Raw genomic sequence first — 13,232 nt, 5'->3', positions numbered from 1 at the left:
GTTTTTATCTTTTGAAGCTCTTAAAGAGGCTCCAGATTTTCATCATTACAACACCAAAAACGGCTTCTTGGAATATTTTGGTTGACATTTTAGATTGTCCGAGTGTCCTATCAGTAAAAATGATAGGCACCTCTTTTATCTTAAATTTAAACAGATAAGCATTAAATTTCATCTCTATCTGAAAGGCATAACCCACAAAACGGATTTTATCTAAAGGAATCGTTTCTAATACTTCTCTCGAATAGCAAATAAAACCACCCGTAGGGTCCATAATAGGCATGCCGGTCAAAAATCTTACATAAATTCCGGCTCCATAAGACATCAATACTCGGCCAATGGGCCAGTTGACTACATTTACACCGTTGATATATCGAGAACCAATGGCTACGTCGTTTCCTTCTTCCAAACACGCTTTGTATAATTTTACTAAGTCGGCAGGATTATGAGAAAAATCGGCGTCCATCTCATAAATATACTGAAAGCCTTTGGCCAAAGCCCATTTAAAACCATGAATATAGGCCGTACCCAAGCCTTGTTTTCCCTTACGTTCCTCCAAATGCAGTTGTGAAGGAAACAGCTGCTGAAGTTCTTTTACTTTTTGAGCCGTACCATCTGGCGAACCATCGTCTACTATCAAAACATCAAACCAAACGGGTAAGTTAAAAACCGCTTTGATGATGGCCTCGATGTTTTCGATTTCGTTGTAGGTAGGTATGATTACCAGATTTTTCATTCAGTAAGCCGTATTTTTATTTTTGTTTTTTTCAATTATTTTTTCTGCCTCGATATAAATAGATAGCAGTTGTTTTTTGTCTTTGGCGTAGAAATCAAAGCTTTTAAGATACTGTGCTGAGTCTACTTTGTATTTTTTGTAAATCTGTTTCTCTAAATATTTAAAGGCAACTCTTGATGAATCTACTCCAGTCAGGTTTAATCTACTTACTTTAGCTTCTGCGGTTTTTAATTCAGCAAAAACTATCGCCATAGTTTTTTTATCAATCACATCTTCGGACGAAGACTTGCAAGAAAAAAAACATGTCAACGAAATAAATACTATTTTTATGCCAAAATTACCCAATGTCTTTATTTTTTAGATATTAAAAACAAAAATAAGTAATTATAAGGGAGTGGGGTTAAATCAAAGTTCATAAATTTCGTTAAAACAGAAAGTTTGGTAGAGTGAAAGACATCATCAATAAGCTCAACAAGTACGAAATAAAAATCAGAAAGGCTGTCAATTCGCACCTGAATGGCAACTTTAGCTCGGTTTTTAAAGGTACTGGTTTGGAGTTTAGCGACCTCAGAACCTACCAATATGGCGATGATGTCAGGGCAATCGACTGGGTTGCTACCGCCAAAGGCCACGGAGCCTATGTAAAGATTTTCAAAGAGGAAAAAGAACAAACCGTGTTTTTTATGCTCGACGTCAGCGGCTCGCAAGATGTCGGCAAAGACGGCTCTCTTAAAATAGATACTGCCAAGGAAATTTGTGGCGTTCTCACGCTTTCGGCCATAAAAGAGGCTAGTCAAGTGGGTTTGTATTGTTTCTCTGATCAAAAAGAACTTTATCTTAAGCCTGAGGCGGGCATGAAGCAAGCTTATAACCTCATTTCTAAAATGTTCCGGCTTGAGCCGCTTTCGCTCAAAACAAATTTACAGGAAGCCATAGCTTTTGCTTTGAATATTCTGAAACGTAAGAGTGTGATTATTTTGATTTCTGATTTTCTTGACAAAGACTACGCCCACAACCTAAAAGCATTGGCCCGTAAACACGACCTGGTTGTTTTGCATATTTTCGATAAACGCGAGGTTAATTTACCCAGCCTCGGCATAGTGCCAGTTTACGACAAAGAAGCTGGCAAAACATCATGGATAAACACAAGTTCAAGATTTTTTAAGCGTGAAATGAAGGATTTGTTTGAGGATAATAGCAATCAACTCGAAAAACTTTGTAAGCAAAATAAGGCCAATTATCTTTCGATAGAATCGGGTTCGGACTATGTAAGCAGTTTAATACAACTTTTTAGATACCGCAAATGAGAAACGCTTACGTCTTTATGTTTATTCTTTTGACGCATTTTGGTTTTTCTCAAAAACCCAAAGCCTACTTCGAAAGCGACTCTTTGTCCATAGGTAAACCCATTGCATTTTCGCTAACTTTTCTGCATTCTGGCAAAACTGACTTACTGTTTCCTGACTCCACGTCTAATTTTAAACCATTTGAACTTGTAGATATTGATTATTTCCCAACAAAAACTCAGGGTGGCCGAAGTTTAGACAGCGTAGTTTACAAACTCATAACTTTTAAAGTGGATACCAGTTATTCTTTATCGTTACCCGTTCAGAGTATTCGCTCAAAGACGAAAATTTTTTCGAATATTGCCACAGTAAAATTGAAATCCTCTTTAGACTCTCAGGATTTCAAAAATCCAATCATCAAAAAATCAACTGGTTACTTTGATGTACCGCTGGATTTTAACTTCCCAAAGTTTCTTTATTATGTTGTTGTTTTGCTTATTTCAGTTGGTTTGTTTTGGGCTTTGTTTGGAAAAATAATATACAGAAGCATTTTGGTTTGGCGATTTAACCAAAAACAACAAAAGTTTGCGACAGCCTACAAGAAACTGAGCAAAACCCCAAAAAACTTTAAGAATATAGAAAACGGACTGGTACTGTGGAAAAACCATTTGGAGTGGTTGCTTAAAAAACCTTACTCTACCATGACCACCTCCGAGATAACAAAGACCCTTGAAAACGAACGACTTGACGAAGCCCTCAAGGAATTTGACCAAGCCATTTACGGAGGCATACTTTCTGACCACATTCCTTTTGCCTTCAATATATTGTTTGATTTTGCAGCTAATACATTCAAAAATCAAAGAAAAATTTACAAGGAAGAATTAAAAAGCGGGCGAGGTTAAAAGCCATTTTCTACCCTATTCTCTTAGTTTAGTGGGTATTCCTCATTAGTTTTGCAAAAAAATAGAATTTTATGAAAAACCCTGTGGTGATATTTGGTGCTGGAAACTTGGGAAGAATAGCTCTTGACATTTTCAGTAGCAACGAAGTCCTTATTTATGGCTTTCTGGACGATAATCAAAAACTTCATAATACCGAAATCTCTGAAGTTTTGGTTCTTGGAGATCCAGCAGACGACGGCTTTTTGAAAATCATCGGCAATAAAACTGAGGCTTTTGTGGCCTTAGAAAACAAAACCCACAAAGAGAAAGTAGTAAAAATGCTTTTGGAAAGAAGAAAAACTATGCCCGTGAATGCCATACATGGAAAAGCAATAGTTTCTGAAGACGCTGAACTTGGACATGGAATATTGATAGCCGCAGGAGCAGTAATAAACCAAGGCTCAAAAATAGGAAATCACACGGTAATTCTCTCAAATGCAGTAGTTGACACCCAAGCCGAAGTTGGCGAATTTGTAGAAATTGGCAACGGAGCAATTATAAATGCCGAAGTAACAATAGAAAACGGAGCCTTCATAGGAAGTGGAGCCATAATAGTTTCAGGCATAAAAATCGGCAAAAACGCACGAATTGGTGCCGGTTCTGTTGTCATTGAAGACGTAAAAGAAGAAGCAACTGTTTTTGGAAACCCTGCTGTGGCGGTTGGGAAGTGAAGAAGTTTGTAATTTCGAATTGAAAATCCTCTTTATCTTATTTTGAAGTAGGGAATAGGTCAAAGTGTGGACCTGAATAGCTAGTAAATAAACCTGAAAATCTCAATGGAGCATCTAGAAATTGCCAAAATTATCAAAAAATTATCAGAGTATTCATTTCTAATAACCATATTAATGTCATTTATCATAATGAATTTATATTCTTTTGAAGGAATAGACATTTGGTTGTACTTTGGAATTCAAGATATAATTGGAGAATCCTTGGGCTTGCTTTTCAGTGATTTTATATTCATAATTTTACTGATAATGTTCATAATTGAAAGATTTCATAAATACCAATTATCAGAGGACAAGTCTTATAACTACATGGGTATATATTTTTGTACCGGATGGATATTTATTAAAGTGATTAATATATCTCATTCTTTAGTTTTGTGGTTCATCATCGGGCTTTTACTAATTGGTATCTTAGTTTTAGACAAAGTGTATTTTAAATGGCTTTCTAATAAGAAGCATAAAGTTTTCAATACGCATGTAATCGTAGTAGCTACAACAATGTTTTTATTAACTATTGCAATATTAAATTTCTTTGACAAAAGAACGTTTAATGGACAAATTGAACTTTTAGACAATAAAATAATTGTAATTTCAGCCAACAACTATATTGCAAAAAGTAGTGATGCCAAAGTTTTGGTTTTCGATGCTGTAAAAAGAAAACTGATGGTAATCGAAAATTCTTACATTAAGCAAATATCCTTGCAAAAGGTACCAATAAATAACACTTACTTATATTAAGTTAGTTCAACTATGCTTAGTCTTCCGACTTTGAATTGGATGCCATCGGCCTTCTAATCAACTACCTATTATTATTATCACCCCTCCCCCAAACACTCAAAAACCATTCTATAAAAATCTGGGTGCGATTGCCACGTTTGACCAGAAACGTATCTTCCGTCTCTAACAGCTTCGTTTTTACCTACAAAATTGCCTCCACAGGCTTCTACTTCGAAACGTACGTTTTCGTAGCAAGTAACAGTTTTGCCTTTAACCAAACCAGCGGCCGTGAGAATCTGAATTCCATGGCAAATAGAGAAGATAAATTTATCGGCTTTGTCAAATGCTCTTACAATTTCTATCACTTTATCATTGTGTCGTAAAAACTCGGGTGCTCTTCCACCCAAAATCAAAACGGCCAAATATTCTTCAACTTTTACATCATCAAACGCAATGTCAGACTCCACCAAATACCCAGGTTTTTCAACATAAGTATCCCAGCCCGGCTCAAAATCATGGATGACCAAATTGAGCCTTTTTACACTTGGTGCAGCAATAACAGACTCATAACCAGCTTCTTCAAAGCGGTGTTTGCCATATAAACACTCGTAACCTTCGCCAGCATCACCAGTAATAATAAGAATTTTTCCTTTCTTTGACATTGTATTAAATTAGGTTGAATAAAGAACAAATATAAAAAATTCCAAATGAAGTTCCGCTAATGGTTGATTGTATAGGGTAAACGGAGTTTTAGATATTAAGAGTTGACAACTTTTAGAAAGTTGTCAACTCTTGCTAACTCAATGGCACTTTTGGGTAACCAATCTAATAAAAAATGTCAAATATATAACAAAACGCCCCTTCGACAAGCTCAGGGAGACACTTCGACAAGCTCAGGGAGACAACCGCTGTCAGGCTGAGCCTGTCGAAGCCACGTCCCAACTGAAACTTCCCAAAACATTAAGGCAGACTGTAGCTTTATGAGAAATTTTTTTTAAAACTCATACCTTCTTGTAGAGCCCCTTATACACTACTAAAAGGAATAAAAAATCCTTAAAAATCAGTGTTGCATGCATCTGCGTCATCTGCGTGCCATTTAAACGGCCAATCCCTCCAAAATCTGCTTAATAACTGCCTGTACAGACCAAACGCGGTTTCCTGCTTGTTGGATAACAGCTGAGTAATCAGCATCCAAAACTTCGTCAGATACCTTTAGGCCACGTCTAACAGGCAAACAATGCATGAACTTGGCATTGTTGGTCAGAGCCATTTTTTCTGGCGTAATTTTCCAAGAAGGGTCTTGTGTGAGTACTTGTCCGTATTGCTCATACGACGACCAGTTTTTGGCATAAATAAAATCTGCACCAGCAAAGGCTTCCTCTTGAGAGTGGACGACTTTAGCATTTTTTCTGATTTCTGGCGATAAATCATATCCTTCAGGATTGGCTATCACGAATTCATAATCAGTCATAAGAACCCATTCAGCAAACGAATTGCCCACCGCCTGAGGAAGTGGTTTAAAATGCGGTGCCCAAGTGAGTACTACTTTCGGTTTTTCCTTGGTTTTAAGCTCTTCGATGGTAATCAAATCGGCCAAAGATTGACAAGGATGTCGTGTAGCAGACTCCAAATTGATGATTGGCACTCCAGCATATTTCCTAAAACTCTCCAAAACTGTTTCTTTGTAGTCATCATTACGGTCTTTCAACTCTGCAAAAGCCCTTACGGCAATAATATCACAATATTGACCCAAAACCGCTGCCGCTTCTTTGATATGTTCGGCTTTTCCCTGATCCATTATGACGCCATCCTCAAACTCCAGTTGCCACGAATCCGACCCAACATTCATCACTATGACGTTCATTCCAAGATTCATCGCCGCTTTTTGGGTAGAAATACGCGTGCGTAAGCTTGAGTTGAAAAACAAAAGCCCTATAGTTTTGTTTAATCCCAAATGTTTATTGGCAAACGGATTAGCTTTTTGTTCTAATCCTAGTTTTACGAGTTCGGTTACGTCTGAAACGTCATTGAGATTTATAAAATGCTTCATTTCTTGTTATACGCTTGATAAAAATTGAACAAATGTAGCTTTAAAGCAATTTTAAAGCTTCATCGAGAAAGAAAAAATTGAAAAATCTCTTAATTTGCCCCGAAAAACCATAAATTATGTCCGTCGTTTTCAAAAATGTAGAAATTTCTAAAAACAACTTTACCATTCTTTCTGACTTCAATTTTCAAAGTGAAAACAATGAAAATCTAGTGGTTTTAGGCGAAAGCGGTTCAGGCAAAAGTACATTTTTGGATGCCATAGCTGGTTCTGTTTTTCCAAGTAAAGGCAAAATAGAAAAAGACAAATCAAAGAAAATAGTAAGTGTAAATCGAGACTATAGTTTTCACAGATTGGTTGGGCCTGTTTATCAATATTATCAACAAAGATTCAATTCTCAAGATGCAGAATTGGGGCCGACCGTCTATGAAGTTCTGCAAAATCAGGTCGTGCCAATCGGTACTATAAATGAAAACTCTGTCGAAACAAAACTGCCTCTGTATTCGGAGGATTGGCTGGCATTAATTGTACAAAAGTTAAAGCTAGAACACTTACTTCATCAAAAACTCACTTCACTATCTAATGGAGAAACTCGCAGGACATTAATAGCCAGTGCCCTTTTGAAGAAACCAGACATATTGCTTTTAGACAACCCGTTTACAGGATTAGACATAAAAAGTCGGGCAGAGTTAAAGTTGTTACTATCGGACTTTACAGAAACTCAAATTATACTGGTCGCGAATGCTCATGATATTCCAGAAAAATTTGAAAAAGCACTATTTTTGGAAAAAGGCAGAGTGTTATTTTCAGGAAAACTAACTGATTTTGTCCCAAAATCCTCCAAATCTTATAGTATAGACGGTGAAGTTCTGAAGAAAATAGAAAGTTTATCTATTCGTCAATTTGATAGTTTTGAAACGGCCATAAAAATCAATGATGGCCATGTGAAATACGGCAGTAAACTAGTACTGCAAGATATTAATTGGGAAGTTAAAAACGGTGAGAAATGGGCACTGATGGGGTCAAATGGGTCGGGAAAAAGCTCGCTCTTATCGCTCATAACGGGAGACAATCCACAATGTTACCAAAACCAATTGTTTCTTTTTGACAAAAAACGAGGCAGTGGTGAAAGTATATGGGATTTAAAGAAAAAAATGGGCTTTGTGTCGCCCGAGCTTCATCTTTATTTCAACAAAAACTGTACGGTTTGGAAAGTGGTGGCATCTGGATTTTTTGATTCGGCCGGACTGTTTCAAAAACTCACCGAACAACAGATGGAGCTAACCGAACTATACTTGAGGTTGGTTAATCTCGCTGAAGTAAAAGACAGAAAACTCAATCAATTGTCTTTTGGACAACAAAGACTGGTATTTTTGGCTAGGGCCTTAGTGAAAAATCCCGCATTGCTAATTCTCGACGAACCGTGTCAAGGCTTAGATTATAACCAAATGGTCTTTTTTAGGACAGTTCTGAATGAAATTGCCGTTCATCAAAATAAAACCTTGGTTTTTGTTACCCATTATGAGGACGAAATTCCGGCCTGCGTGAACATGCGGTTAGATTTATTTGAGGGGAGGGAATTGGAACCTAAAAGAGTATAAACTTATAAGGCAAAATCCTTATATTTATAGAGCAATTGCACTAATTAAATCCCCTTTTAAAAATAGAACTAACCATAAGCACTTAATTTAAAGCCATGTCTAACATTCTTAAATCTGTGAGGGATTTGTAAGAAATGTGCTAATTTTGACGTATAGCCATTTTATAAAATTCAATGCGAAAAGCAATTCTATTATTAAGTACCTATTTTTCAGTATGTTTATTTGTTACCGGTCAAAATGCAGTATTTGAGGTAACTTCGAAAATATCAGTTTCCAAAACAGATAGCTTTGACTACGCATCCAACCACCTTGATTCTCTTAATTATTTAATTGATAAAAACTTACGAGATTCTTTAGAAAAAGTAACTTTTAAAAATGATTTCTCTACAAGCTCTTTGGAGAATTTTTTTGGCGAAAAAGGATTAGTGAATGCTTGGAGAGTTTGTATTGCCGATGATAGTTTAAGAAAAATGGCAATGGTGTTACGAAAAACAGCCGCATTTTTAAACAGAAATCCAAGTAGATTTAACTATCTCAAAAATGAAATAAACGGCGATACAAATTATAAAAATATCGTATTTTTAAAGCGTACTTGGTGGGCCGATAGTTTAAGGTTTAATTTTGATAGCCTAGGCAATTCTTCCTCCTTCAAAACCTTCGGGATAAATCCTTCGGATTTGAAAAAAAGTATAATTGAAGATATGAAAACTGAAGCAGCTGCACCGCAATTTGTGGAATCTATAGTAATCAGTGGTAGCTCAATTCCAAAGAAAATAGTCGCAAATAGCGGTTATACATTATATAAAATTATTCCAAAAGGAAATGCCGGCCCTTCCTTATTTACTCCTTTTTGGGCAAAAATTGATGAGATTCGTACATATATCGATTTGGATTTGGAACAGAAATTTGGTCTACCAATTATCAGCCATTCGGCCAAATACGACGTTTATAAAATTGTACTAAAAGAAGGAAAAACGGCTCTGGTTTTCGAAAGCGAAGTGGCACAAACCACCGAAAATGAATATAAAACAACTGGTGGTGCCATACAATCTTTGGTACTAGATAGAAGCAAATGGACTTCCCCAGAATTGGTAAAGGATTTAGAAATTTTTCCTTCAAGTATAAAATGAAATCTTGCCAAATACCGAAAATTGATAAAGCAAACAAAGTTTTGGTAAAAGAAGCCAAGTTGGCTATTTCCAAAAACGATAAAGAACATTCTAAGCTTGTTCTTACCAAAATAAGAGAATTTAGAATGCAATTGGCCTACAATAAAGCCACAGAATCTCTCGAAACAAATTTTGGATGGACTTTGGAATACGATAAAATCAATGCTACTCTTCAAAAAGTAATTGGTCTCGGAAATTCCTAAAGAATCAATTAAAGCTTAAAGCTAAACTTGTCTTTGTTTGGCACACATTTCCCATCTTTTTCGGTACAAGTTTGACAAACTATCTTTCCTTCAATCACCGCACCAGTTTTTAGAATCTTAACTTTCTGGATAAATTTAGCCTCTTTTACGAAGTAATTTACTTTTCCAGCCCAAATTTCATCATATTTCTCCTTTGGATTCACGGGTACCAATTTACCCACTTTTTGAAAGGTTCCGTTGGACGTAAATTCTACTTCTGTGGGCATTGGGCCTTCAACTTTTAGTTCTGAGCTGTACAAATACCAGCCTTTGTCTATTTTTCCAGTAAAAATTAAATCGACCGTCTGTCCAACGCTTGCCTTGGTAGGATTGCTGGAAAAGCTCCATTTTACAGGTTTTACAATTTCTAAGGATGTAAAACCAAAGAAACTCAATGTCACGATTATTAGAAATACTCTTTGCATTATTTTTACATTGTTTAAAAAGCGAAGCTTTCAGCTTGACTTGGTATTATTACATTTTTAAAACCCTCAGCTTTTAGCTTTTCTTTGAAAGCCTGCTGAGTTTTGTATTCTCCATGAACTAAAAATAGATTTTTAACTTTTGAGGGATCTTGGCACTTCAACAATTCAATTATCTCTGAATAATCGGCGTGAGCCGAAAAAGAATCCATCACTGCAATTTCGGCCTTTACGATTTTTTCCTGTCCGAAAATTTTGACAGTTGGCTGACCAGTCTTTAGCATAGCACCCAAAGAATTTGGCGAACAATACCCCACCATCAGGATAGTATTATCGGGATCTTCAACATTATTGGCTATGTGATGTTTAATTCTTCCTGCCTCGGCCATGCCTGATGCTGAGATAATTATACAAGGTTCTTTCGACTCATTTAGTGCTTTTGAATCCTCTACTTCGGTAACATAATGGAGATTGTCAAAACCAAATGCATCACCGTCTCTTTCTATGTATTTAAGAATATCAGGGTTAAAGTCTTCCCTATGTTTTTTCATGACCATGGTGGCATTAACAGCCAATGGGCTATCTACATAAACGGGGATTCTTGGTAATTTACCTTCAGACTCAAGTTGGTCTAATGCAAAGACCAATTCTTGCGTTCTATCCACCGCAAAGGCCGGAATGATTAGTTTGCCACGCTTTACTACGCAAGTTTTGTGAACCAAATCTAATAAATGAGCTTTCATATCCAGCTCTGGTTCGTGCAAACGATCGCCATAAGTTGATTCACAAATTAAATAATCTACCTGCGGAAAACTTGACGGACTTCTTAAGATTTTATCGTTAGGTCGGCCAATATCACCAGTGAAATATATTTTCTTGGTTTCATTTTCTTCCTCCAGATGAATCAAAATACCTGCACTTCCCAAAATATGTCCAGCATTAAAATATTCTATTCTAACGCCTGATTCCAAGTAGAAGGCCTGATTCAATTTCACGATATTAAATAATGCCAAGGCTTCATTGACATCTTCTTCTTCATAAAGGAGTTCTAATTCGTCTTCTCCCCTATTCTTTCTTCGCTTGTTTACACGCTCTAAGTCACGCTCCTGAATTCTTGCTGAATCCATCAGCATAATTTCGCAGAGACTTTTGGTGGCTGCAGTACAAAAAATCTGGCCTTTAAAACCCTTTTTTACCAACCTTGGTACCAATCCTGTGTGGTCTATGTGTGCATGAGAAAGCAGCAAATAGTCTACCTCAGCAGGATTAAACCCAAAATTGAGATTCATTTCGCTAGTATCGATACCTTGAAACATCCCACAATCCAAAAGTATTTTTGAGCCTTTTGAGGTCGTTAAAAGATGTTTGCTACCTGTAACTTGTTGAGCCGCTCCGTAAAATTGTAGTTTCATTGTTTATAGCTTTTGGCTTTTAGCATTTAGCTATCAGCTTTTTTGTGCAAAATAAGCATTTGTTTGGTGATTTGACATTTCATGTCTGAAAATCTGTTTTTGATGAATACAAAAAAGCAGAAATCCGAATTCGAATTTCTGCTTTACGATTCTAGATGTTTTGGCATTCTTCAGGTCCTACCTGTGGTCTGACCATACTTTATCAATGTAAAAAATGTCTTACCCCAGTCATAACCATCGCGATGTTGTTTTCATCACAGTAATCGATTGACAGCTGATCTTTTATAGAGCCTCCAGGTTGAACAACTGCTGTTACGCCAACATTTCCTGCAATTTCTACACAGTCAGGAAAAGGGAAAAAGGCTTCAGAAGCCATTACCGAACCGTTTAAATCAAATCCAAATTCTTTGGCTTTGTCTATTGCTTGTTTTAGGGCATCTACTCTAGAGGTTTGACCTACTCCACTAGCCAGCAATTGACCGTCTTTGGCGAGAACAACATTATTGGATTTTAGATGTTTACATATTTTCAATGCAAACTCTAATGCCTTATTTTGGTCATCTGTCGGAACCCTTTTGGTTACGACTTTAAAGTCAGCCGTTTTTTCAGTCGAAAGGTCTTTGTCTTGCTCCAAAACACCATTCAGAAGAGTCCTAAATTGCTTTTTCGACGTTTTTACTTCTTTTTTGATTAATAATCTGCGGTCTTTTTTCTTTTTCAAAATCTCTAAAGCATCGGCATCAAAAGACGGAGCAATCAGAATTTCGAAGAAAAGTTTATGTAACTCCTCCGCCGTAGCTAAATCAACATTGCCGTTGGTAATAATTACTCCTCCGAAAGCCGAGACCGGATCGCACGATAGAGCATTTAGATAAGCTTGCTTCGAAGTTGTGGCAGTAGCCACTCCACAAGCATTGTTATGTTTTACTATTACATATGTCAAATCTTCAAACTCTTCTATCAAACGCACGCAGGCATCCACATCCATAAGGTTGTTGTACGAAAGTTCTTTTCCGTGCAATTGCGTAAACATTTCGTCTAGATTTCCATAAAAACTAGCGGATTGATGCGGGTTTTCTCCATATCTTAATGGAATTTGTTGTGAAGCTCTGAAATTTCCGCCGTCCTCGATACCAGCGAAATAGGCATGAATAGCCGAGTCGTAATGTGAGCTTGTACCAAATGCTAACTTGGCATATCTCTTTCTATCTTCGAAATCAGTTCCACAGTTTTTGGCAGAAAGAATTTCAAAAACATCGTCGTATTGAGTTCTTGAAGAAACTATGAGTACGTCTTGGAAGTTTTTAGCTGCTCCACGAATCAAAGCTATTCCACCAATGTCTATCTTCTCAATAATATCATCCTCGGAAGCACCCGAAGCTACTGTTTCTTCAAAAGGATAAAGGTCAACAATTACTAAATCAATAGCCGGGATTTCGAGTTCTGCAGCTGTTTTTACGTCATCTTCGTTGTCTCTACGGTGCAAAATCCCTCCAAAAACTTTAGGGTGAAGGGTTTTTACTCTTCCTCCAAAAATAGAAGGATAAGAAGTCAAGTCTTCAACTGCAATAACTGGAATTCCCATTTCTTCAATGAAGCTTTGCGTACCTCCAGTTGAATAGATTTTTACGTCATTGTCGTGTAAAAGTTTAACTATCTTGTCTAAACCATCTTTATAAAACACCGAAATGAGTGCCGACTCAATTTTCTTTGACATATTGATTTTTTGAAATTTTGTGCAAAAGTACGGCTTTTTAAGTTAAACGGCTAATGTAGATCGATTTTTCAAATCCCGGATAAACTTATTGTGACTTTTGGAAAATCGCACCACTTGTAATAAAATGACCTTTAAATTAGCATAGCGGCATTTTTTTAATAATTTTACATGAATTCTTTTACAACAAAAACCCCTAGTTTTTGGTAAATCAACAAAA

Annotated in this window: 14 protein-coding genes; 7 read left to right on the top strand and 7 right to left on the bottom strand. The window is 36.6% G+C overall.

The annotated features are described in order from the left end of the window. Nucleotides 1-4 precede the first annotated feature (4 nt). Nucleotides 5-733 carry a polyprenol monophosphomannose synthase gene (locus tag EGI31_RS22750; protein ID WP_255039489.1) on the bottom strand — a complete coding sequence of 243 codons (729 nt, stop codon included), beginning with the start codon at nt 731-733 and terminating at the stop codon, nt 5-7. Continuing rightward, nucleotides 734-1,003 carry a DUF4296 domain-containing protein gene (locus tag EGI31_RS22745; RefSeq protein ID WP_255039488.1) on the bottom strand — a complete coding sequence of 90 codons (270 nt, stop codon included), beginning with the start codon at nt 1,001-1,003 and terminating at the stop codon, nt 734-736. A 176-nt stretch (nt 1,004-1,179) separates the two neighbouring features. On the opposite strand from EGI31_RS22745, the gene EGI31_RS22740 reads away from it, so the two are divergent. The 4 genes from EGI31_RS22740 (at nt 1,180) to EGI31_RS22725 (ending at nt 4,426) form a co-directional block, all read left to right on the top strand. Beyond that, complete coding sequence (locus tag EGI31_RS22740; protein WP_255039487.1) at nt 1,180-2,040, top strand: DUF58 domain-containing protein; 861 nt, start codon at nt 1,180-1,182, stop codon at nt 2,038-2,040. Then, nucleotides 2,037-2,921, top strand: a complete 885-nt coding sequence (locus tag EGI31_RS22735; protein WP_255039486.1) for a hypothetical protein — start codon at nt 2,037-2,039, stop codon at nt 2,919-2,921. Before EGI31_RS22740 ends, EGI31_RS22735 begins: the two co-directional genes overlap by 4 nt. A 71-nt stretch (nt 2,922-2,992) precedes the next feature. Then, on the top strand, nt 2,993-3,631 hold the full coding sequence (locus tag EGI31_RS22730) for a NeuD/PglB/VioB family sugar acetyltransferase (protein WP_255039485.1): 639 nt from the start codon (nt 2,993-2,995) through the stop codon (nt 3,629-3,631). Nucleotides 3,632-3,736: 105 nt separating this feature from the next. Beyond that, nucleotides 3,737-4,426 carry a hypothetical protein gene (locus tag EGI31_RS22725; protein WP_255037963.1) on the top strand — a complete coding sequence of 230 codons (690 nt, stop codon included), beginning with the start codon at nt 3,737-3,739 and terminating at the stop codon, nt 4,424-4,426. A gap of 77 nt (nt 4,427-4,503) precedes the next feature. On the opposite strand, the gene EGI31_RS22720 is transcribed toward EGI31_RS22725, so the two are convergent. Beyond that, nucleotides 4,504-5,067 carry a DJ-1/PfpI family protein gene (locus EGI31_RS22720; RefSeq protein ID WP_255037962.1) on the bottom strand — a complete coding sequence of 188 codons (564 nt, stop codon included), beginning with the start codon at nt 5,065-5,067 and terminating at the stop codon, nt 4,504-4,506. A gap of 434 nt (nt 5,068-5,501) precedes the next feature. Then, nucleotides 5,502-6,455 carry an N-acetylornithine carbamoyltransferase gene (locus EGI31_RS22715; RefSeq protein WP_255039484.1) on the bottom strand — a complete coding sequence of 318 codons (954 nt, stop codon included), beginning with the start codon at nt 6,453-6,455 and terminating at the stop codon, nt 5,502-5,504. A gap of 116 nt (nt 6,456-6,571) precedes the next feature. On the opposite strand from EGI31_RS22715, the gene EGI31_RS22710 reads away from it, so the two are divergent. The 3 genes from EGI31_RS22710 to EGI31_RS22700 all read left to right on the top strand — a co-directional run bounded on the left by EGI31_RS22710 (nt 6,572) and on the right by EGI31_RS22700 (nt 9,425). Then, entirely contained in the window at nt 6,572-8,053 is a 1,482-nt protein-coding gene (locus tag EGI31_RS22710) for an ATP-binding cassette domain-containing protein (RefSeq protein ID WP_255039483.1), read from the top strand. A gap of 173 nt (nt 8,054-8,226) precedes the next feature. Beyond that, the gene (locus EGI31_RS22705; RefSeq protein ID WP_255039482.1) at nt 8,227-9,183 is read left to right on the top strand and encodes a hypothetical protein; all 957 of its coding nucleotides are present in this window, start codon (nt 8,227-8,229) and stop codon (nt 9,181-9,183) included. After that, entirely contained in the window at nt 9,180-9,425 is a 246-nt protein-coding gene (locus tag EGI31_RS22700; protein ID WP_255039481.1) for a hypothetical protein, read from the top strand. The genes EGI31_RS22705 and EGI31_RS22700 overlap by 4 nt, the downstream gene beginning before the upstream one ends. 8 nt (nt 9,426-9,433) lie before the next feature. Here the strand turns inward: EGI31_RS22700 and EGI31_RS22695 are convergent, their stop codons facing one another. The 3 genes from EGI31_RS22695 to purH form a co-directional block, all read right to left on the bottom strand. Beyond that, a complete protein-coding gene (locus tag EGI31_RS22695) occupies nt 9,434-9,889 on the bottom strand; it encodes a protein-disulfide reductase DsbD domain-containing protein (RefSeq protein ID WP_255039480.1) in 456 nt (151 codons plus the stop codon). A 14-nt stretch (nt 9,890-9,903) separates the two neighbouring features. Further along, on the bottom strand, nt 9,904-11,298 hold the full coding sequence (locus EGI31_RS22690; protein WP_255039479.1) for an MBL fold metallo-hydrolase RNA specificity domain-containing protein: 1,395 nt from the start codon (nt 11,296-11,298) through the stop codon (nt 9,904-9,906). A 202-nt stretch (nt 11,299-11,500) separates the two neighbouring features. Next, nucleotides 11,501-13,015, bottom strand: coding sequence for a bifunctional phosphoribosylaminoimidazolecarboxamide formyltransferase/IMP cyclohydrolase (gene purH, locus EGI31_RS22685; RefSeq protein ID WP_255039478.1), 1,515 nt, complete (start codon nt 13,013-13,015; stop codon nt 11,501-11,503). Nucleotides 13,016-13,232 lie beyond the last annotated feature (217 nt).

Source organism: Lacihabitans soyangensis, from assembly GCF_024343775.1.
Taxonomy (GTDB): domain Bacteria; phylum Bacteroidota; class Bacteroidia; order Cytophagales; family Spirosomataceae; genus Leadbetterella; species Leadbetterella soyangensis.
This window is presented reverse-complemented; position numbering and strand designations above follow the sequence as displayed.